Origin of the sequence: Pseudovibrio sp. JE062, assembly GCF_000156235.1 — a bacterium.
Taxonomy (GTDB): domain Bacteria; phylum Pseudomonadota; class Alphaproteobacteria; order Rhizobiales; family Stappiaceae; genus Pseudovibrio.
This window is the reverse complement of sequence record NZ_DS996808.1, coordinates 326033-350558: the sequence shown is the minus strand read 5'-3', so window position 1 is coordinate 350558 and position 24526 is coordinate 326033. Positions and strand designations below refer to the sequence as shown.

Below are 24526 nucleotides of genomic sequence, written 5' to 3'. Positions count from 1 at the left end.
CCTTGATCTTACCCTGATGACCGCGAAAACACGAAGAAAGACAAAGCAATGACTAAGGCGACGCACACAGTGGAAGCAATCCGCGCTGCAATGGACCACCTGATCGACCGCGCCACCAACTACGACATTGATGCGCTGCAGAGCATCTATCACGATGACTTCCACACCACCCTTGTTGCACCGGACAGCACCGTGACCACCTTCAACAAGCAGGAGTTTATCGAGCATTTCCGCAAGCAGGCGGAAGCTGGCAAACACCAGCTGAACACATGGGCCGAGTGGCATGATTTTCATATACTCGGCGACACAGGCGTTTCCGTTCTCACCCGTAAACATAGCGGTATGAATGATCAGGAAATGAAGCTCCTCTGCAACATCGAATGGCGCTTCGAAGACGGCCGCTGGCAAGTCCTCCGCGAAGCCATCTTCATGCAACCACTGGACAGCTGATACCGCGCCTTCCCTTCCAATGAGCGACTTAGGGGGCAGCCCCTAAGTCATCGCCGTGGCGGAGTTGAGGTTCCTCCGCACTCTGGTCGCGCCGGAGCCTAAAGGCATGCGCTTTTGGTGGCGTCGCATACTCCCTGAACCTCACTGGAGAATTCTTATGAGCAATCGTTTGGCTAACAAGGTTGCCTTCATCACCGGAGGCAACAGTGGAATTGGGCTTGCCACCGCAAAAGCCTTTGCAGCTGAAGGCGCAAACGTCGTCATTCTGGCCCGCACACAGGCCAAAGTGGATCAGGCCGTTGCCAAAATTGGTAAAAATGCAATGGGTGTTGTTGGTGACGTAGCCGATTTGCCTTCCCTGCGAAAAGCGTTTGAGCAAGTCAAAGAAGTCTATGGCCGGATTGATGTGGTCTTTGCCAATGCAGGCATTGCCCCAGCCACGCCACTGATCGAAAGCGGACCGGAGCAGCTGGACCGTGTCTTCGACGTCAACTTCAAAGGCGCCTTCTTCACCGTACAATATGCCCTGCCGCTTCTGGCCAAAGACGCCTCTGTGGTTCTGGTCGGCTCGTGCATCAGTGAGATGGGCACAGCAGGGTATTCGGCCTATGCGGCGTCCAAAGCTGCGGTGCGTTCCCTCGCCCGCACACTGACGCCAGATCTTTACGAGATCGGCGCCCGCATCAACGTGCTCAGCCCCGGCCCGATTGAAACACCTGCACTCTCCAATGGCGGGCTGACCGATGAGCAGGTGAAGGCCACAAACGAAGCCTTTGGCAACCTTCTGGCCGCTGGCCGTGTTGGTCAGCCAGAGGAAATGGCGGCTGTTGCGGTGTTTCTGGCCTCCTCTGAATCCTCCTTCATGCGCGGTGCGGATGTGCAGGCAGATGGCGGCATGAACCAGATTCGCCTGCCCCGCGCCTCCTGACCGCGAACGGGGCGCGCTCGCCCATCCCGCAAGCGGGGTGGGCTTTTCATTCAACATTCTCAAGGTTTTAAGTCATGCCATCAGTTAATCCCGGCACAGTCATTCTCAACGGCGAAAATCCTTTCATCTGGCTGAGCGAGACCAAAGACGGCCCACGTACATCAGAAGCAAGCCTTTGGACCATCACTTATTCTCCGCAGGGCGCAGGCCATGCGCTGTTCATCAAAAGCGAGCTGACTGACAATGAGTGGCGCATCTACACAGACAACGTGGAGATGACCCGTTGGCTGCAGTCCACTGTGCAGGGCATGCTGGTGCCAGACACCAAAGACCAGAGCATCCCCACCATCAACGCCGAGTTTGACCGAAGGGGCGACACCCAAAAAGCATGGAGACAGACCATCCGCAGTGCGGAGGATGAGATCGTGATGTCATGGTTCGATATGCACCAACCGCTGCTGGTCAGCGATGACACAGTCAGCGACCTGCCACTTCGCCCTTATGGCGTGAGTGCGGTGATGATCCCGGCGGAGCGAGCAGAGCTCACCGTGAACGGCCAACAAGCTCGCGGTCAGATCTGGCCCATGGATCTGGACGGCCACGCCTTCACTACCGGCGCTTTGGCCTTCTCCGAAAGCTGGCGGGCATAGGCCATTTCGTTTCAAAAATTCTGATTTCAGGAGATCTCAATGCCACACTACACAATGACCCGCCGCAAGGTGATGCTCACACTCACCGCTGCTGCTGCCAGCACCATGCTACCACCCGTCAGCTTTGCGGCAGAACTGGCAGTCACGAACCTCGGGAAGCTGAGTGTTTCAACTCTCTCAGACGGTCACTTCGACCTGCCAAACAACTGGTTCGCCAATGCGGACGCTGACACCCTTGCGGCTGCAGGCGACCCCGTCGTTGTTGGTGCAAACGTCTGGCTGGTGCGCACAGCCAAGCGACTGGTGCTGGTTGATACCGGCTCCGGCGACGTGTTTGCAGACTCTAACCCAAACGTTGGCAAGCTGGAGGCACTGCTGGCTGCTGAGGGCATCAGCAAAAACGACATCACAGACATCGTCATCACCCACATGCATGCCGACCATATCGGCGGGTTGATGGGCCCTGATGCCAACGGGTTCAGCAATGCAAAGATCCACATGGCAGAGGCCGAATGGACTTATTGGACCGACCCATCTCTGGCCGAACGGGTGCCGGATGCGATGAAACCTCTTGTAACTATCGCCCAAGCCATCGCTGTGCCGATCAAAGATCAGGTGATGACGTATCAGGGTGAAACAGATCTGGGGGATGGCCTCACGCTCATTCCGCTTCCCGGCCATACACCAGGTCACAGCGGCTTGCGTATTGCCAGTGGTGGCAAGGAACTCTGGATCATCGGCGATGCCATTATCTCGGAAGTTTTGCAGTTCAAACACCCTGAGATCACATACGGCCTCGACATCGACCCGCAGCAGGCCACCAAAACACGCAAGGACCTGCTCACGCGCCTTGCAGCAGACGGCATCCCACTGGCAGCGACACACCTAAGCTACCCCGGCATGGGTCACGTCACGCAGGACGGCGATGGCTTCATCTTTAAGCCACTAAGCTAATTGCAGAGTTTGCGCCTCTTCTTTGAGGCCAGTTCAGCCGGTTGGCCTCCGTTCCCCAAGCGGAGTTCAACCGGCGTTGCTTGCTCTGGCTCCTTTGCTGACCTAGCATGATTGCCGTGTTTTAACGCTGCACGAAAGCAGCGCATTATTTGAGCAAAGCAATTTTGAAGATGAGAGACGGAATGAAGCAAGTAGATAAATACGACTGGAAAGGGTCCTGGAAGTACCATAGGGAAGAACTTATTTTATGGGCAGTAACTGCGTTATTCTATTATCTTTTTGTAAGCGAAGCAGACCCATCAAAATACAAAAGCATACTGTACTTTATGAGTGTTTTCCTTCCACCTTTTACAGCGGTCCGCATCATATTGTCTGCCAAAATGGGTCGACCGATAGACACTGTTTTCAGAAAATCCAAGAAGGATCATGAATCGGAATAGTCATCCAGCATCACATTGCGCTATGCGGGTTACTTGCCTAGCATCAAGGCTCTTTTTCCAGGCTGCACGAGCGCAGCACTCCATTTGAGCAAGGTATTTTGAAGATGAGTGACACCGGCATTTCACAGCTAACCGAGGCCTATGGCATCATTCTGTTTACGGAGAGATTTGAGGCCTGCGTGGCGTTTTATGAGCATACGCTGGGGCTTACAGTGATTGAACGCGCGCAGGAGCTGGTTAGCTTTCAGTTTGGCAGCGGCTACCTGATGGTAGAACGTGGCGGGCACGGAAGCGAGGGGCAGAAGTCACGCACCCAGAATCCCTGCGTGCTGCGGTTCAACATGGATGATATCGACACGGCCATCGATGTTCTGCGCGCCAAAGGCCTCGATGTGACAGCACAAGTCTTCGACTGGGGCACCATCGCTTCCTTCACCGATCCGGATGGCAATCTGTGTGAGCTCAAATCCCCTGCCCTCGTAGGCGCATAGCACAGCCGCTCCCCGAAAGCGGTGGGCCATCGGGGATGTTTTCCGGCAACAGACAGCGCTTATTTCCAGTAGTTGTTGGCTGCTGCGATGGTGCTGAAGTGTTCGGCGACTGTTTGCGAGGCGGCGATGAGGGCCTCAGAGTCATACTCGTACATGAGCCGCATGGCAGAGCGGACTTCGGCGTCCGGCTGCATGAATTTGATGGCCATGCGGGAAAGTTTTACGGCGAGAGCATAGCCCTCTTCCGGGGTTGCGGTTTGCAGTGTTGGGAGCCAGTTCTCATCCATAATTCGCATCCTTGTGATTTGGCGATTTTGGAAGAGTCTGTCAGGCCAGAGACAAGCGCAATCTCCCCAATTTCCATTGGGATTTGTTGGAGGGGATCAATCAGTGAAACAGGCAGAAGCACAGCGCTCCTGCCCTTTCAAACTTACTGTTATTTGCCGGAAACCTGCTGATAGACAGTTGGCTGGCCACCCGTTGCTTTTGGAAGGGTGTAAACGGTGTAGTTGGTGTCCGCATCCGGCTCGCCCATGCCCAGTGAGCCCATTGGCATGCCCGGCACGCTCAGGCCCTTGATGTCAGGGCGTTCCTCCAGAACGCGCTTTACGGCTTCAAGCGGCACATGGCCTTCCATCACATAGCCATCCACCACAGCTGTATGGCAGCTCTGCATGTTTTCCGGCACGCCCACCTGGCGCTTCACGGTGTCCAGATCTTCCGTATCACGAACCGTTACGTTGAAGCCAGCATCCTCAAGCGCATCAGACCACTGGGAGCAGCATCCGCAGTAAGGAGATTTGTAAATGGTCAGGTCCTTGTCGCCCTCAGCATGGGCGGCGAAGGAGAATGTACCAGTGGTGAGAGCGGCTGCGAAAACGCCAGCCAGCAGGTTCTTTTTGGAGATCATTATCTATCCAATCCAGATTCTGTTTTAATTTAGGATGTTACAGAAGAGTGCTGCTTATGCAGCCCGTTGGATTGGAGGTCGGTCTATGGAAGATTGATGCGCCGCCAGCAGCCCATTTTGTACGGGCACGTCTATCGACATGGCAGCATACGCTGGTGAGGGCGCGGCACTATCTGGAGCAAGCACCATCGCGGCAATACAGGCCACAGCTGCGGCAGTGGCTTCGCCATCTTCCTCACAGCAGCAACACGGCATTTCCTGATTGGTCATCTGAGAAGACTGTTCCGCATGCACCATCACCATCTGCAGGGCATCCGCCGTTTGCTGTGCAGCCAGCGCCGTCGGCATGCTGGAAGCATGGGGCGCCGTTACAAACACAAGCAGCAAAATGGTCAATACGCGAAACATGCCCGCACCCTAGGCACACACTGCGGCAAGATCAAGTTAAACTGCTGTAATCTGATGTCGCAGGCAGACGCTGCGACACTTTGAGCCAATTTGTGCATTTCGCAGAAAAAAGCGCTTGACCTCAACTTAACTTGAGGAAGTACCCAGTTGTCATCTCATCACAAGCGGGTGGAGGCTGTTCCCCCAAATCTGGCGCAAAACTGCGCTTTTGCCTCCCCCGAACAGGACTGGAGAAATGACATGAGTAAACCCAAAGTCGCCTACATGGTAGCCAGCAGCTTTATGCCAAAGGGCCACGGCTCTATCGACGCTTACGGTGAAAAAGCCGTTCCGCTTATTGAAGCTGCAGGTGGCGAATGCATTGTTTTCGGCGGCCCGGATCAACCCTTTGAACATCTGGAAGGCGTGTGGAACACCAACGCACAGCTGACGCTCTTCCGCTTCCCAAGCATGGAAGCCCTCATGACATTCTGGAACTCTCCTGAGTATCAGGAGATCAAACACCTCCGCACAGACGTAATCCCGCCGAACTTCACGATCGCCGTGGAATCCAGCGTCTAAAGGGATGACAGCGCTCTGCCACCCCCAAGACACGGCAGAGCGCCCACCACCACGCGTGACGCATGGGCAACAGGCTTGCTTTATTTCGCTGAAAAGCTGGGTTTTGCAGACAAGGAGCAGATCAGCCGATAGTCTTCGAAGATTGCTTCAGAGATTTTATCGATGCCTTTTTCACGCGCTATTTTGTTTTATCAGATCAGCCTCACCAGCTTTCAGTTTCCCCGCGCCATGCTGAGCGTGCTGTTTCCTTATCTAGTCACCGTCCACCTTACCGAAAGTCCGGAGCGGGTCAGCTATGCTATGACAGCTTCCATGCTACCCAACTTGTTTGTACTGCTGTTTGCTGGTGCTGCCGCTGATCGCCTGAACAAGCGCAGGCTGTTGGTTTTGCTGCACATTGCCAATGCTCTGCCGGTGTTTGGATTGGTTTTGCTGCTGCACTTTGGCTGGGTTGGGTTTGAACAGCTGATCCTCTTTGCCCTGCTCTCCGGCAGCGTGCTGGCATTCGTCCAGCCCACACTGGACGGCATGCTCAATCACATCTCCGCCAGCAGCATCGGGCGCAGCGTGACCCTCTCCGTTGGCATGCTCTACCTCGTTACGCTTGCAGGGTTTGCTCTGGCCAGCACCGTGGAGTGGGTCGACCTTGCCCCATTGCTCGCCACGTCTGGCCTGCTCTTTCTCACCGGGATCATCACAAGCCTTCGCCTGCCGGACACCCCGACCCTGCAGAAAACAGACAGGCCCAGCATCTTTCATGAGATCCGGGAAGGGATCGGACTGGTGCTATCCTCCAAGACACTAAGATTACCGGTGTTTCTGATGAGCTCAGCAGGCCTTATTCTGGGTGGACCCTACGCCGTATTGATGCCGCTCATCCTGCGGGATACCTATCAGGCGACAGGGTTTGACTTTGCATTGGCCTTTGCCACCTTCATGATTGGCGGAGCCTGCTCCAGCGGTTTGCTACTGAGAGTGGAAGCCATCCGAAACCCCGTGCCTCTGCTCATTGTAGGTTACAGCTTTGGCGGGTTTGCCTTGCTTTTCTGGGCTGTCTCTCCACCTTATTGGGCTTTCCTCGCCAGCATCTTCTTTTGGGGCATTGGCGGCGGCATCTGCCTCAACATGAGCCGCACCATTTTACAGGAGCAAGCGCCTTCCACCCACAAATCCCGAGTGCTCAGCGTCATGTATCTGGGTGATGAAGGCGGCGCACCTCTTGGCAGCCTGATGACCGGCGCTTTGATTTCCACCTTCACCCTCGCAACTGCTTCTGCCATCCCCGGCACCATGGTTCTCCCCATCTCCCTCCTCCTTCTACTCACCCTCAGCCTCCAACGCCGTGGTACGCAGGCAACACAGGATGTGGGTGGATAGGGGCAGCACGGCATGTGTCTTGACTTCCCGTGCAAACCGCATAGTCTCAGCGGCATTCAAGACGTGAGGAGATAAAGCGATGAACAAGAACAGGACAATCCATTCGACCTGCCCTGTTTCTGTGAAAGTTCATCACCATGCCTTTGTCAATCTCCCTCAACCACGTGTCCTGGGCGCTTCCTGACGGCACAGCCCTTTTTTCTGATCTCAACCTTCAGTTTGCTCCGCTCCGCACCGGCCTGATCGGCCGTAATGGCACGGGCAAAACAACGCTGCTGAACCTTATCAGCGGTGCGCTTCCGCCTGCTTCCGGTTCCATTTCCGTCAACGGTTCCATAGGCCTGCTGAAGCAGCAGCTGCAAAGCAGACCGCAGGAAACAGTGGCCGATCTGTTTGGCATCACCGATGCTCTGTGCATTCTGCAAAAGGCAGAAGCCGGAACGGCCAGCATGGAAGAGCTGGCACACGCTGACTGGACGCTGGAAAGCCGAGTGGAAGCAGCCCTTGCCTCAATGGGATTGGAAATCGCAGCGGGCCATCCCCTTACAGCCCTTTCCGGTGGTCAAATCACCCGTTGCCGCTTGGCAGCTCTTCAGTTTCACGATGCGGATTTTCTTCTGCTCGATGAACCCACCAACAATCTGGATGCCGATGGACGGGAGGCTCTTGGTGCTTTTCTTGCCAAGTGGCGGAAAGGTGCGATCATCGTCAGCCACGACCGCGCTTTGCTGGAGCAAATGGATTGCATCGTGGAGCTGACCACGCTGGGAACCTCCGTTTTTGGCGGCAACTACAGCTTCTACAAGGCTCAGAAAGCGCTTGAACTGGCAGCCGCCGAGCAGGATCTGGCATCTGCTGAAAAGCGCATCGGAGAGCTGAACCGCAAGATCCAGAGTGTGGCAGAACGCAAAGCCCGCAAAGATGGCGCTGGCCACCGTGCCCGTGCCAAGCGCGACCAACCCAAGATCCTCCTCAATGCCATGCGCAACAAGGCGGAAAACACGCTTGGCGAAAACTCAGTTCTGGCGACACGCTTGCGGGAGGACGCTGAGCAGCAATCCAAAGCTGCCCGGGAAAAGATTGAGGTTTTGGAGCCCCTCAGCATCTCCATCGCCTCCTGCGGCATTGCAAATGGCCAACGGGTGCTGACAGCTGAAAGCCTGAGCATCGGTTATACTGTTGACCGGCCACTGCTGAGAGACTTTTCGCTGGTCATCACCGGGCCAGAACGGGTCGCCATCAAAGGCGCCAATGGCTCTGGCAAAACCACCCTGCTGAAAACGCTGGTGGGCAAGCTGCCGCCCCTCTCCGGCACCTGCCAGCTCGATCCCTCTGCCCGCGTGCTGGATCAACACGTCAGTCTGCTGGATCCGGAGCTTTCGGTGCTGGAGAACTTCCGGATGTTGAACTCAGAGCAGGATGAAAACACCTGCCGCGCTATCCTCGCCCGCTTTCTCTTCCGTGGGGAGGCCTCAACACAGCAGGTCAAAACCCTCAGCGGCGGCATGATGCTCCGCGCTGGCCTCGCCTGCGTTCTGGGCGCCGCCCAACCACCCAAACTGCTCATCCTGGACGAACCCACCAACCATCTCGACCTCACCGCCATCGAGGCCATCGAATCCGCCCTCACCACCTACAACGGCGCCCTCCTCGTCATCAGCCACGATGCAACGTTTCTGGAGAACATCGGCGTAACGCGAGAGGTGATGCTCGGGGAGACGGTGGGGGTGTAGCCTCACAAATGCTTCACCTTCAGTGTTCCGCCCCAGCGGCTGTTGAGGTAGTCGGCGACGAGGGAGCGGTGGCATTCGTGGGGGAGTTTTTCGGAACATAGAAGGCAGGCGTCATCGAACATGTCTGCCTTAAGTTTGCTCTCCACTTTGCGCTCGGAAAGCAGGCCCATGAACCGGTCTTTGAAGATGGTCCAATCGCCTTTTTCCTTTTTGAAGGCCTTGAACATATCCTGATCTGGCGCCAACAATGGCTGATGCTCATAGCCTATGCCGCCGATGGCTTCCAAGAAGAAGGCCAGATCATTGGACTTGGCAAAGCCAGCCAGTTGAGAGGTGTTGTTCAGCCGCACATCAATCACCTTCTTCACGCCCGCATCTTGCAGGCGGCCGAAGAAGTTTTCTGCGGTGGTTTTGGTGAAGCCGATTGTGGTCAGGTTGCTCATAGTCGTCTCTCGGGCACAAAGTTCTCAATATGGTTTAGTTCATCAGCAGCACAGGCGCCATGCTGGCGATCAAAAGCAGGGCCATGCCGATGTTGAACACGGCAATCCGATTGCCTTTAGCGAGCAAGTTGCGCAGGGCTGAGCCAGATAGCGCCCACACGCTGATGCTCGGAATGTTCACCACCGCGAAGACCGCAATGAGCAACAACAGGCTGGTCATGTAGCTCTCTGCGCTGGTGTAGGAAACAGTCACAATCAGCGCCACCGCCCATGCTTTAGGGTTGAGCAGCTGAAACAGGGACGCCTGCACAAAAGAGATCGGTTCTGCCATCTTTTCCGTTTCACCAGAGCCAAGCGCACGGCTGCGGCCAATCTTGAGCGCCAGCCATAAAACGTAAGCAGCGCAGGCAACACGCAATGCAGTGTAAAGCATTGGAAGCTCAGTGAGCACTTGTCCAAGCCCAACGCCGACGCCAAACACCATGGAAAGAAACCCGAGGCTGATGCCGAACACCAATGGCAAAGACCGGCTGAACCCGAAATTTGCCCCAGAGGCCAGCAGCAGGAAGTTGCCCGGACCAGGTGAAATGGACATAACAAACGCAAAACCCATCAGGGCGAGGGCACTTTCTAAGCTCATGGAAAACTCCTTTTGTTGTACAAGCTTTGACAGGTTCGCATCGCCAACATAATGTCTATGCATCTCTCTTTTTTATCCAGAACGCTCAATTGCCATGGAAATGAATAGAAACGACATCCTCTCGGAGATTTTCACCGGACTGCAGATCTCAAGTGATACTTACTTCAGAACGCACTTTGCCGGAGACTTCTCTATCGCTATTCCGACAGAGCAACGGCGCATCCGGTTTCACCTTGTCCTGCGTGGGTCCTGTTGGCTTTGTATGGAGGGTGAGCCGCCGGTGTTTCTGGAGGAAGGAGACGTGGCGCTGATCCCCAATGGCGCGGCGCAGATGATCAAATCCGATCCCGCTTTGCCTTCGGTTGGGCTGGGTGAACTCCTTACTGGCGGTGCCTTGCGCGATGGGTGCCTGCATGTTGGCGAAGGAGCTGACACCAACTCCCTGCTCTGTGGATTCTGCCAGTTTGATGAGGAGCTGGATCACCCCATTCTCTCCAGCCTGCCCGCTTCCCTAAGGCTTCGCTTGCAGGATCTGGGGTCTGAGCCGTGGCTGGCCGCAACGCTCAAACTCATTGCGCTGGAAGCCAACTTCAACGGGCAAGGGTCCAGCGCGATCCTGAACCGGTTGATTGAGACCATCGTCATCCAAAGCACGCGAACACTCAGCGCCCGCCCTAGCGAAGATGCACAAGCTGGATTCATTGCAGCCTTGGGAGATAAGTCTCTGTCCCGCGCAATCACAGAGTTCCACCGCGCACCGGAGCAGAACTGGCAAGTCACAGACCTGGCAGAGATCGCGGGCATGTCGCGGGCCAGCTTTGCCCGCCACTTCATCCGCCACGTTGGCAAGCCGCCTATGGAATATGTACGCGACTGGCGCCTGATGCGCGCTCGCAGCCTGCTGACAGACACCAACCTCAGCAGCGAAGAAATCGCCACCCGCTGCGGCTACAACTCTCTCCCCTCCTTCTCCAAACTCTTCAAAAAACGCTTTGGCATGGGGCCAGGAACGTTTCGGAGGAATGGCGGGAGAACTTAACTCCCAAACCGTGCCTGAGCTTCTGAGACCACGAGGTCGCGGAACCATTTGTGGGCGGGGGAGGTGCGGTTGCGGATGTGCCAGATGGCGTTGATGCCGACGTCGACAACGGGTACCGGACAATTACAGGAGGCGAGACCGGATTTTATGCCGCCGCAGATCAGCTTACGGGGCATGGTGGCGATCAGGTCTGTGCCCGGCAGTGTGGCGGCAAGGGCGTTGAAGCTGGGGGCGGAGTAAACCGTTTGCCGCTTGTGGCCTAACTCAGCCAAAGCACGGTCGATAAACGTCACTTCATCAGCCGTCACCAGCATATTGGCATGTGGGGCGGCAACATACTTCTCCAGCGTATCCGGCGCATCGCGGGTGATGGGATCGTAGAAGACCACGAACTCGTCATCAAACAGCGTCTGCGCCACGAACTCATGGGAGTCCGGTGGGGGCAGCGGCGTGAACAGCAGGTCAGCCTCTCCATCCACCAGCGAGGCCACCTCGTGACGATGCGACAGACGGCAGCGGAGCGTGACGTTGGGCGCTTCTTTGCGCAACCGCCTGATGACAGAGGGGATCAGCAGATTGTGGTCTTCATCTCGGCAGTCGATCACGAAGCGGTTGGTTGCGGTTGACGGATCGAAGCTGGATGGCTCGCCAATAAGCGCCAGAGTTTGCAGCAGTTCCTCGACCATGGGCATGAGCGCATCCATGCGCTCTGTTGGCACCACATTGCGACCCGCCTTGACGAACAGCGGGTCTCCCAAAAGACCGCGCACCCGCTCCAAACCATGACTGACGGTGGATTGGTTCACTCCCATCATCTGGGCAGCCTGCGTCACTGATCCGGTTTCATGGATCAGCTTCAACATCATCAGGGCGCGGCCGTCGAGGCTTAAATAATTCATTTTCTGCATAGTTCTTATCAAATTAATGCATTTGAATTCATTAAGCCAGCCCCTCATGTTTCGGCAGAACACACACTCTCACTTTCAAAGGAACAAAAGATGCAGGATAAGAGAGTTTCTGTCGCTGTTGCGTATCACTCCGGTTTTGGTCACACCGAGACCCTGGCAAAGTCCGTTGTAAACGGCGTCAATGCCATTGAAGGCGCGGATGGCGTTCTGGTGGATGTCACTGAACTGAATAATGATTTCACGGTTCTGGACAATGCAGACGCCATCATTTTCGGCTCACCAACCTATCTGGGTTCTGTCAGCGGGCCGTTTAAGATGTTCATGGATGCTACAGGTCAAATCTGGATGCACCGCGGCTGGCAGAACAAGCTGGCAGCGGGCTTTACGGTTTCCGCCTCCCCAGCGGGTGACAAGCAGAGCACCATCATCCAGATGTCTGTTTTTGCCGCTCAACATGGCATGGTCTGGGTAGGCGCCAACGATGAGCCGGGCAACAACTCCAGCACCAGCACCGCAGATTCCATCAATCGCCTTGGCGCTTATCAGGGCATAATGGCCCAGGCCAACGTGGATGAAGGACCAGAGGTGGCGCCTCCAAACGCAGACCACCGCACAGCAGAATCCTTTGGCAAGCGTATTGCTGAAGCTTCCCTGCGCTGGGGCAAGGCACCAGCTACACCTGCGCCAGCGCTGGAAGTGACCGCTTAAGCACTCCAACACCAACGTGAAAGTCGCCCCTCCAGCACTACGAGGCGAGAGGGAAAATCAACCCCAAAAACGGCTTTTGTAGTACTGGCCCCTCACCCAATGAGGGGCCTTTTCATCAGGCAGCCTGGAAGTCGTGCAGGATCACGTTGAAGCCTTCGTCCACCGTTGGTGTTTCAAAGTACTTGGTGAACTGCTCAAACTGCTCTTCGCTCACTGTAAACTGATGCTCACCAGCCTCATTGCGCACCCATAAACGCTCTTTGCATACCTCATCGGGTACGGAGAGATAATGCAGTTCGTGGGCCACGTTGGCGGCTTCAAACAAGCTCTTCAGCCATTTGCGATTGCGCACTGTGTTGGCGGGAAAATCCAGCGCAACAGAAACCCCATGTTGAAGCAAGCTGACGATGTGCGGACCAATTGCCTGCCGTACGCGGGCGGAATATTTGACGTAATCTTCCAGCGTTTTCAGCTCATCGGGAAAGAGCGTTGCGTTCCAGTGATCCTCACTGATCAGCACTGCACGGTGGTCTTTCACCATATGCGACAGCAAAGTGGATTTACCAGAGGCAATTTTTCCGCACACCAGAAGCAGCTTTGTTTCCTGAGCAGTCATAATTACCTCCGTAAAATAAAATCAAAACTATAGGGCCATCATACCAAGATTCACCTCAGGTTGCACAATGCGACATAGCACCCCGAAAACGCGTGAGGCAGGCCCAACACCATCACGCAAGCTTGGCCATGCTGCGTTGGATCTCAGAGAGCCATTTCTTACGTTTGCTTTCCTTGCAGAACTTCACGTAAGTCAGGTTAATCCAGTTGCGGTTCTTCACGCCCATCTTCCAGAAGGTGCCGGTCAGCAGAGCTTTCTTGATCGCATTGCCGAAGATCAGGCGATAGGCGATGCTTGGGGTGTTCATGGTGGTAATCATGGTGACACCACGCAGGCCAGAGAGTTTGCAGAGCATGCGGGTGCCGTGCTCGTTGTAGTCATAGGCAATGCCGGGAAAGATCACCTTATCGATGAACCCTTTGGTGAGCGCAGGCATCAGCTCCCACCAGATTGGAAAGATGAAGATGATATGCTCAGCCCGTTGCAGGCGCTCTTTGTAGTTCTGCACTTGCGGGTCCAGCAACTCTGCGGATTGTTGCGGTTGGGTTCTGGCAGAAACGAAGGCTTTCAGATCTTTCGATCTCATCACCGGGTCAAACTCATCCTTGTCCAGATGGATCAGATCCACCTCATGATCATTGCTGAGCAGCCCTTTCATGACAGAACCGAGCACTGCGTTGCAGTAGCTGCCCTCATAAGGGTGATTGAAGACGATTAGGACGCGCATATTTTGCTCCTCTCTTGTTTTTTCGCAAAACTAGACTGGAGCAACAGCAAACCGCGTTATCCTTTGTTAACGCCTTTCATACTTTTTCCGAATGCGGCTGAGAGAGACCGGCGTGACACCCAGATAAGACGCGATGTAGTGCTGAGGCACTGTTTCAAAGAGCTTGGGATTGGACTTCACCAGCTCCTCATAGCGCTTTTGCGGGCTGAACCTGATCGTGTTGAGGAACAGACGCTGGTAGGATGCCAAACGAGCAATGAGAATATCGAAGGTGAGATTGCGGAACTCTGGGTTTTCATCAAGCGCTTTGAAAACGCTGTCTTTTTCAACTACCTGAACAACTGTCGGCACCACGGCTTCAATGCCAAACTCGCTGGCTTCAGCGTTTAGGAAGCTCTCAAACGACGCGACCATTTCCCCTTCCATGAAGAAGAACAGGGTGACGTCTTCGCCCTCCTCATCAACGTAATAGAGACGCAGACATCCGGCTTCCACGAAGTGCAGTTTCCGGCTCACCTCCCCCTGATCAAGCAGAGAGGCTTTTCGGCCCAACTCAACTCGCGTCACATCCGGGCGGAGGTACTCCATCAACTTATGCTGCAGCTCTTGCATGTTGGTTCCATTGGCCTTTTCGTAATCGGAGTAGTGCTATTCCAACGATACTTCTCGCAGAGTGCCAGTCGTTAGACTCACCACTGGTCTTCATTACCAAAAATTCCGCAGCCGCCAACTACGTATTTACACCTATTTATGAGTAATGGGATTTCCGTCAAAATGCGCGGTGCTGGCGAGTGAAGCAATAGGTGATAGCCAATGGGCCAGCACATGATCGCTATCTTCCTTTGTCGAGGTACAAAAAACAATGGACGACGCTTCTGGTGGTCGACCGTGCACCGGTGAGGTCCTGCAACAGGAGCCTTGCCGATGATAGAGCTTCTTCTTGAGCCAGAGGTTTGGCTAATCTTTCTCACCCTGTTCGGACTAGAGCTGATTTTGGGCGTCGACAACGTCGTGTTCATTTCCGTTCTGTGTGAACGCCTTCCTGTGCATCAACGTGCAATTGCCCGAAACCTTGGTATCGGACTGGCTGTGCTTGCCCGTGTTGGGCTTGTCTTCTCCATCAGCTGGGTGATGTCGCTCACCTACTCGCTGTTTCAGGTCAGCACCGTTGATATCAGCGGTCGAGATCTGATCCTGATCGGCGGTGGTGCCTTTCTGCTGGCCAAGAGCGTGTCAGAGCTGAAGCACCTTCTGCTGGTGACGGAATCCGAGCATGCCCCTCACCTGGCAAACGGCCTGACAGTTGTGCTGCTGCAGATCGTGGCAATGGACGCCGTGTTCTCCATGGACTCGGTGATCACCGCTGTTGGCCTGACGGATGACCTGCCCATCATGGTTGCGGCAATTCTGGCCTCAGCGGTCTTCATGGTGCTGATGGCGGGTGCGATCAACCGGCTGGTGACAAAGCACCCCGGTCTGAAAGCACTGGCTCTGCTGTTCTTGGTTCTGCTTGGCGGTCTTCTTATGGCTGAAGGCTTCGAGATCCACATCAACAAGGGTTACGTCTACTTTGCGATGGCCTTTGGTTTGCTGTTGGAGATCATACACATTCAGCTGAGCAAGAAGATAAAAGCTGCTCAGGAGCGCCGGAAGTCCAACATCCGGTATCTGAATAAGCCTTCAAGACCAGGCCGACTGGAAAACAGGCAAGCAAACCGCTTCGGCAGTTTAGTGAACCTATAGGGTTCGATCAGCATTTCTGCATAGGCAGAGCAGATGGAGACCGATACAGAAGAGAGCAGCTGCTCTCATCTCAAGAAGAATCGGATCTCTGTCTGTGCTGGAATTACTCGCGATTTGCTTTATCGGACTGCTCGGTGGCGTCGCCGTTGGTGTACAAGCGCCCATGGGCGGCGTTATGGGCCAACGGATTGGCGGTGCGGCAGCCAGTGTTATCATTCACGCAGGCGGCCTGATCGCATCCCTTGCGCTGCTGTTTGCGCGCAAAGGAGAACAGATCAGCGAGTGGCGCACGATCCCGTGGTACATGCTGGCCAGCGGTGTCTTTGGCCTCATCCTCTACCTCACCATCACCCAGACCCTGCCTAAGCTTGGTGCCACCTCTGCTGTGCTGCTGATCATCGTCGGGCAATTGCTTGCTGGCATGGTGATTGACCACTTCGGCCTTTTTGACCTGCCCATCCGCTCTATAGATCTCTCCCGCCTGCTCGCCGCTGTCCTGCTCATTGCCGGGGCCTACCTGATGGTGCGCTGAACAAAGGAACATCAGAAATGCAGAAAGCCGTCGTAACAGGAAGTTCTGGCCGCATAGGGAGTGCCGTTGTCTCTGCCCTCTCTCCCTCGTACGACGTTATCGGCGTTGACCGTATCGCTGGTTCTGCCACGAACTGCATCGCCGACATTTCTGATAGCTCCACCATGCAACGCCTCTGCCAAGGTGCTGTCGCGGTGATCCACTCAGCCGCACTGCACGCCCCTCATATAGATGCGTTCTCAGAGGAGGAGTTTCACAAGATCAATGTTGAAAGCACGGTCACTCTGGCCAAGGCAGCACGTGCCGAGGGCGTTGAGCGTTTCATCTTCACCAGCACCACAGCGCTTTATGGATATGCGAGTACGCCCGCAGACGAAGCAGCCTGGATCACCGAGCAGACAGTTCCCCAACCCCGCACAATCTATCACCGCACCAAACTGGAGGCAGAAGAGCGTTTGGCACCTTTAGCCTGCTCTGCCTTCAAGGTGAGAGCCCTGCGTATGTCACGCTGCTTCACGGAAGAGCCAGCGCTTATGGCGGCTTACAGGCTACATCGTGGGATCGACAAACGCGATGTCGCCACCGCCCACGTGGCCGCTCTCAGTGATGACGGCAAAAACTTTGACCGCTTCATCATCTCTGGCAAAACACCATTTCGCCCGGAGGATACGCAGGAGCTGAAAACCAACGCACCAGCCATCATAGCCCGCAGAGCGCCAGAGGTTGTGCAGCTGTTTCAGTCTCATGGATGGGCACTGCCCCACTCAATCGACCGTGTCTACGACCCCAGCTATGCCAAGCACGTACTTAACTGGGAAAGCAAGCGCGACAGTTTTGATTTTGCTGCCACGCTCAACTCTGCCTGATGAACTCTCACTCAGACCAATACTCGCTCAGATCCTTCAGAGAGATGATAGATGCAGCCTTGCTTGCGGGGGAGTTGAAGCAGCTCCAATTGAGTGAGGCCCAGATAATGCCCGCGAAGCACGATAGAAGTGATGCCATGCGTAACCACGATAGCAGGGCCGGTCAGCTCCTCCAGAAAATGCTGTACGCGACCTGAGATCGCCTCATAGCTTTCCCCTTGCGGGCTGGCAAAATGCCAGAGGCCGCTCTCAAAGTCCTCGCCTACCCGGCTCTTCACTTCCTGCTTGGTCAACCCTTCCCAACCACCGAAGTTGATTTCCATCAGCCGGTCATCCAGCTTCTTCTCAATGGCAGAATCCAGCGCGATTTCAGAGGTATGCACTGTGCGCAACTGCGGGCTGACATATGCCGTGGTGGGCAACGCTTCAACACCTGAAAGCAGCTTATTTTGCTGCTGAGCCTGCTCCTTGCCGAAATCAGTGAGCGGAGAATTCTGGTGCCCCTGAAATCTGCCCGCCACGTTCCATTCTGTCTGGCCGTGACGAAGCACAAAGAGTTCCGGATAGTTTATCAAAGGATCACCCAGTTCAAATCAAATAGACGAAGCCACCGATTGTGACGGCAACTGCCGGATGTGTCCAGTACAAAGCCAGCAAGCGTAAGCCTTAGGCAAGGCTAACTGCTAGTCTTAACCCATGGGGCTCTAGCTCTATGAAACTTCAATTGATTTTGATTAAAACCTGATATAGCAACTGAAAGCGTGCGCCATACCCGCATGACGAGCACTACGAACAAGCGTGTAAGCAAAAATGACAAGTGACAGTACAGTTCACATCGGCTCAGTAGAGGCAGTCGCCGCCACAGTGGCTATTATCGGTGGCAAGTGGAAGCCAATCCTGCTCTACCATCTCGTAACCGGCTCCAAGCGTTTTTCCGAGTTGAAAAAGCTGATGCCCGGTGCCTCTGACAGAATGCTCACCCGCTCCCTGAGAGAGCTGGAAGAGCACTTCATCGTGCGCCGTGAGGTGTTTGCCGAAGTACCGGTCCGCGTGGAATATTCGCTGACCAAGGATGGCATGTCGCTCATTCCGGTGCTCAATGCCCTGAGCGATTGGGGCCAGGCCCGCAACGGCAACAGTGATGAAGCCGCAGAGCCGTCCTCCATCTTCGACGCATTGCTTCCAACATTTTCTGGGTAACGACATGAAGATTGCTTTTCTGGACCGCAGCACCATTGGACCAACCGTCCAAATCTCCAAACCATCCTTTGAGCATGAATGGGTGGAATACGACAACACCTCCCCTGATGAGGTGTTGGAGCGGCTGCAAGGAGTTCAGATCTGCATCACCAACAAGGTTCCGCTTTCTGCTGATGTGTTGAAACAGCTGCCAGACCTGAAGCTGATCTGCATTGCCGCAACTGGTTACGACAAAGTGGACATCGCCACCTGTGATGAGTTGGGCATCGTTGTTTCCAACGTACGTGGCTACGCGGTCAACACCGTGCCAGAACACGCCTTCGCGCTGATCTTCGCCCTGCGCCGCTCTCTGGTAGGCTACCGACAAGACGTGATCAACGGCGAATGGCAGAAGTCCGGTAAGTTCTGCTTCTTCCATCATCCGATCAAAGATCTGGCAGGCTCCCGCCTCGGCATCATCGGTTCCGGCACACTGGGCAAAGGCACTGCACGCATCGGTGAAGCTTTGGGCATGGACGTGGTGTTCGCTGATCGCAAAGGCGCTAGTGAAGTTCGTCCGGGTTACACCGATTGGCAGGAGGTCATCACCACCAGTGATGTCATCTCCCTGCACACACCATTAACGCCGGAAACCCGCGGCATGATCTCAACCGCAGAGTTCGAGGCCATGCAGCAAAAGCCGATCCTGATCAACACCTCTCGTGGTGGTCTGGTGGATGAAGCCGCTTTGGTGCAAGCGCTCGACAAGCAACAAATCGCAGCAGCTGGCTTTGACGTTCTGACCACAGAACCACCTCAAGCCGACAACCCGTTGCTCAGCATTCTGGACCGGCCGAACGTGATCGTCACCCCACACGTGGCATGGGCCTCCGAAGAAGCCATGCAGACCCTATGGGATCAGCTGGTCTCTCATATGGAGAACTTTCAGAATGGCATACCAACCAACGCAGTTGGACGCATCGGCAGCTGAGCTTAGCTGGCGGCGATAACAATCCCAACACCGCCGAGTGAGACCAGAATGCAGCCTGCGAGCTCAACAGGCGTGATCTTTTCGCGGAAGAACATCCAGGACGCCGCCAGTGTGAAGACCAGTTCAATCTGAGCCAGTGCGCGCACGTAAGCCACCTGCTGCAATGTCATGGCGGTGAACCAGCCGATGGACCCTGCAATACCTGCCAAACCTACGAGCCCGGAGAGCTTCCAGTTTCTGATAGCTGCCCGCAATTCTGCTGGACAGCTCACCGTCATCCAGCCGCCCATGACCGCAGTTTGAAACCCCGTCACACACACCAGCGTAAACGCTGCCTGCAGCAAGAAAGACTCTGCTTCAACGGAGAGCGAAGCCGTGCGATAGAATGCTGCTGACGCACCGAAGAACGCCGCAGAGGCCAATCCGATCAAGGCCGGTTTGCCAATCAACGTAGACAGAACCACAGAACCTGACGGGCGCTCCTTGCCAAAGCTGATGAACAACACGCCGATAATACCAAGCACAATCGCGCCAATGCCAAGCGGTGTCAGTTGCTCACCCAGCAAGATGAACCCAAACATCGCCGCCTGAACCGGCTCAGTTTTGGAATAAGCCGTACCGACTGCAAAGTTGCGGTAGGAGAACAGGTGCACGAGCAAAAACGTTCCGAAGATTTGCGCCAATCCACCCAAAGCAGCTGCCCAATAGAAGGTCGTCCCAACATCTGGAACCGCCTCACCAGTAAGTTTGAGGATCACCGCCAGATAAAGCACGGCAATCGGAAAGCCGAATCCGAAGCGAATGAAGGTCGCGCCGGTCGTTCCAATTTTGCCTTTCAGATGCTTCTGCAGCGCTGAACGCAGATTCTGACTAAACGCCGCTGCGATCGTGATCGGAATCCAAAGTTCCATTTTGATAAATCCTCAACTCCACTCCCCAAGCATAGAGGAGACCGGCCTATACTCTCCATAGGTTTCTTGAAGCTGAACAGTTCACGAACTCATGTTCTATTGAGCAAAATAGAATAATTTTTCCGATCACATTTGAGTGTTTAGCACAGGCTGAGATAAATAAAGATAGATTTTACTTTCTAAATATGATCCATTGCAATGCGGGGGGATATTGTAATGAAACTGATCGTATTGACCTTCTCGAACTTCATCGCATCCATAGCGATGGGCATCGCGCTAACCATTGTGCCTTGGGAACTTTCGGAGTCTCTTGGGGGTGAGCGTGTCCTTGCTTTCACCGCGACGTATGCCACTGCGATCCTCATCGTTCTCGCCCCCATCTCCGGCAGGATAGTCGACAGATTCTCGCGTCGCTCCACGTTGATGATGTGCATTGTGGTGATGGCTTTGGTTCTTCAGATTTCCTCAATCACCTATGGCAATTCGTTTCTGAAGATCGCTAGTCTGAGCGTATTCTACTTTGCGTCTCAGGTCTTCTTCCTGTTCTTTTACAATGCGCTATCTGCGTTCATTCAGGAGGTGTTTAACGAGGAGGAACGGGGCAAAGTGAACGGCTGGATGCAGGTGGAAATGCAGGCCTCCACATTCGTGGTCGGCCTGCTGATGATCTACGCCGTAAAGAACAGCGACTTCCAGTTTCTGCTGCAACTGAACAGCGGCCTGATGGTAATATCCGCACTGATGTTCTGCTTCATTCCCTACAAGAAGCAAGAAAGGCCAGCTCGTGCACGCGTCTCACGCAGTGTGTTCCGAACAATCCTAAAACGGAAAGATCTCGTTTTGCTTGGGGTCTGCGCCAACATCTCATTTGTATCGGTCATGATGCTCAATGTCGTGCATCCGATCTATCTGAACGGCGTACTCAAACTGGATGTTTCAGCGCTTGCACAGCTTTCTATTTCTTATGGCTTGGGAGCCGCACTCTCCGGCTTTCTCATCAGCCGGTTCGTTTCAACTCAGTCTGCATTAACGACCATGCGAGCGTGTTTGAGTATCTTCACAGCCACGCTGCTCACCATCAGTTTGCTTCCAACCTTCACGACCATCTTCATTGGCGCAGCCCTGCTTGGCGCAGCAGGTTCAGCTATTCGCGTTACCTTCAACACCTATGTGATGAGCATGGTTGAGAAAGACATTTTTGGCAGTTATCTCTCTGTCATCAGCTCACTGACGTATATCCAGCGCACCCTGTTTGGTTTCCTGCTCTCCATGCTGATCGTTGGTTTCCCAGCCTCAAACTATTACTGGTTTGTCTTCGCGATCGCATGCCTCGGGCTCATTCTGTTACAAGTGCATGCCGTGCTAGCCTCCACGCTAAAGCTAGAGCTGAGTGAAGCGTGAGTTGCCCCCCTCACTCAACCGATGCTGCTTCATAAGCCGCAAGCTTTTCCTGAATGCTTTGCTTGATATCATCCGGAGCAAAGCTTGCGTCGAGAGCCATTCGCGAACTTGTAAGAAAGTCTTGTTCAGTCCAGTCGAAGGTGCGTGCAACGCGCTCGTATTCTTCCGTCAGGGATACACCCGTCGTCGCGCGAGCGTCTGTGTTGAGGCTGAACTTCACACCAGCTTGTTTCAACTGTACCAGACTATGATCTTTAAGTTCTGGGAAGATATCCGTCTGGACATTACAGGTCGGGCAGACTTCCAGATGTATGCCATCTTTCACCACTCTCTCCAGCACGCGTGGGTCTTCCACTGAACGCACTCCATGGCCGATACGGCTGACACCGAGGTGCTCCAGTGTCCCCAAAACGCTGTCGGCACCACGAGCTTCACCAGCATGGGCGATGGTGTTGAGGCCAAGCGTGTTGGCTCGTCGGAACGCAGCAATGTGCTCATCTAATGGAAAGTTGGCTTCATCAGCTGCCAGATCCAACGCGACAACACCTTGTGTTTGATAACGAGCGACAAGATCAGCCACTTCATAGCTCTGTTCTTTGCTGAAATGGCGCAGCGTGCACAGGATCAAACGGCAATAGATGCCCTCCCGCTCACTGCTCTCAAACATCTGAGCAAGCACCGTTTCCACCACCTCTTCAGGCCTCAGGCCATTTCGAGTGTGCAGGTGCGGAGCGAAGCGGATCTCTGCATAAAGCACGTTGTCGGCTGCCAGTTGGCGGATCAAACCATCCACGCTCACCTGCAATGCTAGTCTGGTTTGCATCAAGGCCAAAGCTGGATCGATACACTGCAGAAACTGCACCAGATCCTTGCACTTGTCGGGCGCAACAAACGCTGCTTTGTATTCAGCAAGGCTCATGCCCGGCTGCAAGAGTGAGGCGGTCTTGTAGTCGAGACTGCAGTCGATATGCGTGTGCAACTCCACCTTCGGCATTGAATGCAACGTGTTTGTCATTTCAAAGCCTCCTGCAGCATTTGCCAGAAAATGGTTCTGTCAGCAGTCAATGCCACCTGCGTCGTTTTTGGCTCATCATTGCAATGCCTGTCTTTGAGGATCGTCAGGCCACGCGACGGGCCCTCCCCACACACAACGCTGACAGCGTAAGGCTTCACCTCAGTAATCACAGAAGGGTTCAATGCCGCTGCCATGGTGATCGGGTCAGGCAAATCAAACCCATCAACGCCCGAGGTTGAGCTACAGAACTCGCGCAATACTTTTTGTGAGTTCACAGAGACCTTTGCTTTGGAGGTTCCGATAGCCAGCAGTTCCTCGGCTTCAGTGTTGGAGATCCCCGCATATTTTCGGGAGATGTCCCACCCCACCATCACCTTGGGAATAGCGGAGCGAAAGACCACATCCGCCGCTTCAGGATCAGCCCAAATATTGAACTCAGAAACCGGCGTCACGTTGCCATAGCAATCACTGGTGCCGCCCATGATCGTCATTTTGGCGATGTTACCGGCAAAGTCCGGGTCTAGTTTCAACGCCAGAGCGATGTTGGTAAGCGGGCCAAGAGTGACCACCTCCAACTCCCCTTTATGTTGGCGCGCAGCTTCCACCAAAGCGACGGCTGCTGGGATGCCGGAAAGGTCGGCGCTACCTAAATCCAGCCAGATATCCCCCATGCCATCCTCACCATGGATATGCTGCGCCGTTTCCAGCGTACGGCACAACGGGCTTGCAGCGCCCTCGTGAATCAAGGTCTCAAACTCACAGAGACGGGCCGTGTAAGCGGCATTGCGAGAAGACAGATGCACCGGCACGTTGCCAGCCACAGTGCTGATACCGGCCACCCGTTCTGGCGCCAGCGACAGGGCAATCATCAGTGCAACAGCATCATCAGATGCGGTATCCGTGTCGATCCAGAGCTTGTTCATATTCGCCTCCTACTCTTTATGAGTTGAGTATTATGCTGCTATAAATTGCCTGATAATCGAATTTTTGGGGTTATGACTTGAGCTTTAGGAAAGTGAAACTACTTGGACGCCTGCCCTCTCTCCGCGCATTTGAAGCAACGGTGAGATGCGGAAACATAGCTGCAGCAGCCGATGAGCTGTGCGTAACGGAGGGTGCCGTCAGCAAACACATCAAAGCTCTGGAAGCCGAGTTGGGCGCAAAGCTGTTCACCCGCGTCTCTCGCAGAAATTTGCCGACACCCGTTGGAGAAAAGCTGTTTCAGGAAACCCGAGGTGCATTTGCGCTCTTACGGCAGGCGGAGCAGAGCTTTTCTCATGATCTTTCCAGCAAGCCCTTCGTGCTGGCAGCCCCGTCCACGAGCTTGCTACGCGTGATCATTCCAAACGCACATCTCATTCAGGCGGTAATCGGAGACAGACCCTTGCAGTTTGTGGCTGATGACACCCACCGCGGCACAGTGGACGCCTCCTATTCCCTCAGTCTGCGCGTTGAAGAGCTACCGGATGTACCGAATACAGCCTTCAAATTGGCCGATGAAGAGTTTGGTTTGGTGCTCTCTCCACTGCTGCTCTCGCCGGACTGCCCGAACCCAGCAGCAACGCTCACCAATTACAACTGCTTAATCCCTAAAGACCGCCCCCACATCTGGGAGAGTTGGGTGGCTGAAAGCGGCACAACGCTCGCACCTGCGGCCAACACAACGTACTTCGACGAGATGTATCTCGTCCTTCAAGGCGCAGAAGCAGGCCTCGGCCCGACCATTGCCCCACGCCCTCTCGTGACAGAAGCCCTAAAAAACAACCGCCTCTGGGCACCCTTCGGCTTCCACAAACGCAAAGGCACCTACTTCACCATCGCTCCATTGGAAACAGATCTGGATCCAGACTTCCAACGTGTAAGTGAGGTGCTGAAGGGGATGTATGAGCAGGATTAACGTCTACG

At 54.7% G+C, this 24526-nt stretch carries 30 protein-coding genes; 17 read left to right on the top strand and 13 right to left on the bottom strand.

All coding sequences use genetic code 11. The annotated features are described in order from the left end of the window. Positions 1-48 precede the first annotated feature (48 nt). From PJE062_RS11685 to PJE062_RS11660, 5 genes are all read left to right on the top strand, one after another. On the top strand, positions 49-450 hold the full coding sequence (locus PJE062_RS11685) for a nuclear transport factor 2 family protein (protein ID WP_208982268.1): 402 nt from the start codon (positions 49-51) through the stop codon (positions 448-450). A 157-nt stretch (positions 451-607) separates the two neighbouring features. Then, positions 608-1378, top strand: coding sequence for an SDR family oxidoreductase (locus PJE062_RS11680; RefSeq protein WP_008549200.1), 771 nt, complete (start codon positions 608-610; stop codon positions 1376-1378). 74 nt (positions 1379-1452) lie between these two features. Further along, positions 1453-2028: a hypothetical protein gene (locus PJE062_RS11675; RefSeq protein WP_008549439.1), complete on the top strand. Its 576-nt coding sequence runs from the start codon at positions 1453-1455 to the stop codon at positions 2026-2028. Positions 2029-2067: 39 nt separating this feature from the next. After that, positions 2068-2982, top strand: coding sequence for an MBL fold metallo-hydrolase (locus PJE062_RS11670; protein WP_008548876.1), 915 nt, complete (start codon positions 2068-2070; stop codon positions 2980-2982). Positions 2983-3526: 544 nt separating this feature from the next. Then, entirely contained in the window at positions 3527-3913 is a 387-nt protein-coding gene (locus PJE062_RS11660) for a VOC family protein (protein WP_037036656.1), read from the top strand. A gap of 59 nt (positions 3914-3972) precedes the next feature. Here PJE062_RS11660 and PJE062_RS11655 read toward each other — a convergent pair whose 3' ends face one another. From PJE062_RS11655 to PJE062_RS11645, 3 genes are all read right to left on the bottom strand, one after another. After that, entirely contained in the window at positions 3973-4200 is a 228-nt protein-coding gene (locus tag PJE062_RS11655; protein WP_008549435.1) for a hexameric tyrosine-coordinated heme protein, read from the bottom strand. A 149-nt stretch (positions 4201-4349) separates the two neighbouring features. Beyond that, positions 4350-4823 carry a DUF411 domain-containing protein gene (locus PJE062_RS11650; RefSeq protein ID WP_008549256.1) on the bottom strand — a complete coding sequence of 158 codons (474 nt, stop codon included), beginning with the start codon at positions 4821-4823 and terminating at the stop codon, positions 4350-4352. 54 nt (positions 4824-4877) lie between these two features. Continuing rightward, a complete protein-coding gene (locus PJE062_RS11645; RefSeq protein ID WP_208982267.1) occupies positions 4878-5231 on the bottom strand; it encodes a hypothetical protein in 354 nt (117 codons plus the stop codon). 240 nt (positions 5232-5471) lie between these two features. On the opposite strand from PJE062_RS11645, the gene PJE062_RS11640 reads away from it, so the two are divergent. The 3 genes from PJE062_RS11640 to PJE062_RS11630 all read left to right on the top strand — a co-directional run bounded on the left by PJE062_RS11640 (position 5472) and on the right by PJE062_RS11630 (position 8902). Further along, on the top strand, positions 5472-5792 hold the full coding sequence (locus PJE062_RS11640) for a DUF1330 domain-containing protein (RefSeq protein ID WP_037036654.1): 321 nt from the start codon (positions 5472-5474) through the stop codon (positions 5790-5792). Positions 5793-5954: 162 nt separating this feature from the next. Continuing rightward, complete coding sequence (locus PJE062_RS11635; protein ID WP_008549290.1) at positions 5955-7169, top strand: MFS transporter; 1215 nt, start codon at positions 5955-5957, stop codon at positions 7167-7169. Between the two features lie 137 nt (positions 7170-7306). Beyond that, on the top strand, positions 7307-8902 hold the full coding sequence (locus PJE062_RS11630) for an ABC-F family ATP-binding cassette domain-containing protein (protein ID WP_008548894.1): 1596 nt from the start codon (positions 7307-7309) through the stop codon (positions 8900-8902). Between the two features lie 2 nt (positions 8903-8904). Here PJE062_RS11630 and PJE062_RS11625 read toward each other — a convergent pair whose 3' ends face one another. Both PJE062_RS11625 and PJE062_RS11620 read right to left on the bottom strand, forming a co-directional pair. Further along, a complete protein-coding gene (locus PJE062_RS11625) occupies positions 8905-9345 on the bottom strand; it encodes a DUF488 family protein (RefSeq protein WP_008548943.1) in 441 nt (146 codons plus the stop codon). A gap of 34 nt (positions 9346-9379) precedes the next feature. Next, the gene (locus tag PJE062_RS11620; protein ID WP_008549078.1) at positions 9380-9985 is read right to left on the bottom strand and encodes a LysE family translocator; all 606 of its coding nucleotides are present in this window, start codon (positions 9983-9985) and stop codon (positions 9380-9382) included. Positions 9986-10079: 94 nt separating this feature from the next. Between PJE062_RS11620 and PJE062_RS11615 the strand changes: the two genes are divergently transcribed. Beyond that, on the top strand, positions 10080-11024 hold the full coding sequence (locus tag PJE062_RS11615) for an AraC family transcriptional regulator (RefSeq protein WP_008549008.1): 945 nt from the start codon (positions 10080-10082) through the stop codon (positions 11022-11024). Here PJE062_RS11615 and PJE062_RS11610 read toward each other — a convergent pair. Next, positions 11021-11932, bottom strand: a complete 912-nt coding sequence (locus PJE062_RS11610; RefSeq protein ID WP_008548967.1) for a LysR family transcriptional regulator — start codon at positions 11930-11932, stop codon at positions 11021-11023. The two genes, PJE062_RS11615 and PJE062_RS11610, sit on opposite strands and share 4 nt — an antisense overlap. 90 nt (positions 11933-12022) lie before the next feature. Between PJE062_RS11610 and PJE062_RS11605 the strand changes: the two genes are divergently transcribed. Beyond that, positions 12023-12640, top strand: a complete 618-nt coding sequence (locus tag PJE062_RS11605) for a flavodoxin family protein (RefSeq protein ID WP_008548892.1) — start codon at positions 12023-12025, stop codon at positions 12638-12640. A 115-nt stretch (positions 12641-12755) separates the two neighbouring features. Here the strand turns inward: PJE062_RS11605 and PJE062_RS11600 are convergent, their stop codons facing one another. The 3 genes from PJE062_RS11600 to PJE062_RS11590 all read right to left on the bottom strand — a co-directional run bounded on the left by PJE062_RS11600 (position 12756) and on the right by PJE062_RS11590 (position 14595). Then, a complete protein-coding gene (locus tag PJE062_RS11600; protein ID WP_008549123.1) occupies positions 12756-13256 on the bottom strand; it encodes an ATP-binding protein in 501 nt (166 codons plus the stop codon). A gap of 112 nt (positions 13257-13368) precedes the next feature. Next, entirely contained in the window at positions 13369-13983 is a 615-nt protein-coding gene (locus PJE062_RS11595) for an NAD(P)H-dependent oxidoreductase (RefSeq protein ID WP_008548915.1), read from the bottom strand. Between the two features lie 66 nt (positions 13984-14049). Beyond that, positions 14050-14595, bottom strand: coding sequence for a Crp/Fnr family transcriptional regulator (locus PJE062_RS11590; RefSeq protein ID WP_008549056.1), 546 nt, complete (start codon positions 14593-14595; stop codon positions 14050-14052). Positions 14596-14907: 312 nt separating this feature from the next. Between PJE062_RS11590 and PJE062_RS11585 the strand changes: the two genes are divergently transcribed. The 3 genes from PJE062_RS11585 to PJE062_RS11575 all read left to right on the top strand — a co-directional run bounded on the left by PJE062_RS11585 (position 14908) and on the right by PJE062_RS11575 (position 17124). After that, positions 14908-15726: a TerC family protein gene (locus PJE062_RS11585; protein WP_008548975.1), complete on the top strand. Its 819-nt coding sequence runs from the start codon at positions 14908-14910 to the stop codon at positions 15724-15726. A 94-nt stretch (positions 15727-15820) separates the two neighbouring features. Continuing rightward, positions 15821-16258 (top strand): DMT family transporter, encoded by a 438-nt coding sequence (locus tag PJE062_RS11580; protein ID WP_037036652.1) that lies wholly within the window; start codon positions 15821-15823, stop codon positions 16256-16258. A gap of 17 nt (positions 16259-16275) precedes the next feature. Further along, positions 16276-17124, top strand: a complete 849-nt coding sequence (locus tag PJE062_RS11575; RefSeq protein ID WP_008549040.1) for an NAD(P)-dependent oxidoreductase — start codon at positions 16276-16278, stop codon at positions 17122-17124. An 11-nt stretch (positions 17125-17135) separates the two neighbouring features. Here the strand turns inward: PJE062_RS11575 and PJE062_RS11570 are convergent, their stop codons facing one another. After that, positions 17136-17699 (bottom strand): histidine phosphatase family protein, encoded by a 564-nt coding sequence (locus PJE062_RS11570; RefSeq protein ID WP_008549090.1) that lies wholly within the window; start codon positions 17697-17699, stop codon positions 17136-17138. A 235-nt stretch (positions 17700-17934) separates the two neighbouring features. Between PJE062_RS11570 and PJE062_RS11565 the strand changes: the two genes are divergently transcribed. Both PJE062_RS11565 and PJE062_RS11560 read left to right on the top strand, forming a co-directional pair. Next, a complete protein-coding gene (locus PJE062_RS11565; protein ID WP_008549193.1) occupies positions 17935-18324 on the top strand; it encodes a helix-turn-helix domain-containing protein in 390 nt (129 codons plus the stop codon). Between the two features lie 4 nt (positions 18325-18328). Next, positions 18329-19294 carry a D-2-hydroxyacid dehydrogenase gene (locus tag PJE062_RS11560; RefSeq protein ID WP_008549098.1) on the top strand — a complete coding sequence of 322 codons (966 nt, stop codon included), beginning with the start codon at positions 18329-18331 and terminating at the stop codon, positions 19292-19294. 2 nt (positions 19295-19296) lie between these two features. Here PJE062_RS11560 and PJE062_RS11555 read toward each other — a convergent pair whose 3' ends face one another. Next, the gene (locus tag PJE062_RS11555; RefSeq protein WP_008549285.1) at positions 19297-20205 is read right to left on the bottom strand and encodes a DMT family transporter; all 909 of its coding nucleotides are present in this window, start codon (positions 20203-20205) and stop codon (positions 19297-19299) included. A gap of 216 nt (positions 20206-20421) precedes the next feature. On the opposite strand from PJE062_RS11555, the gene PJE062_RS11550 reads away from it, so the two are divergent. Then, positions 20422-21606: an MFS transporter gene (locus PJE062_RS11550; RefSeq protein ID WP_008549308.1), complete on the top strand. Its 1185-nt coding sequence runs from the start codon at positions 20422-20424 to the stop codon at positions 21604-21606. 10 nt (positions 21607-21616) lie between these two features. Here PJE062_RS11550 and add read toward each other — a convergent pair whose 3' ends face one another. After that, positions 21617-22621: an adenosine deaminase gene (gene add, locus PJE062_RS11545; RefSeq protein ID WP_008549157.1), complete on the bottom strand. Its 1005-nt coding sequence runs from the start codon at positions 22619-22621 to the stop codon at positions 21617-21619. Further along, positions 22618-23544, bottom strand: a complete 927-nt coding sequence (locus PJE062_RS11540; RefSeq protein WP_008549424.1) for a nucleoside hydrolase — start codon at positions 23542-23544, stop codon at positions 22618-22620. The genes add and PJE062_RS11540 overlap by 4 nt, the downstream gene beginning before the upstream one ends. Before the next feature lie 77 nt (positions 23545-23621). On the opposite strand from PJE062_RS11540, the gene PJE062_RS11535 reads away from it, so the two are divergent. Continuing rightward, positions 23622-24518, top strand: a complete 897-nt coding sequence (locus PJE062_RS11535) for a LysR family transcriptional regulator (protein ID WP_208982266.1) — start codon at positions 23622-23624, stop codon at positions 24516-24518. Positions 24519-24526: the final 8 nt, after the last annotated feature.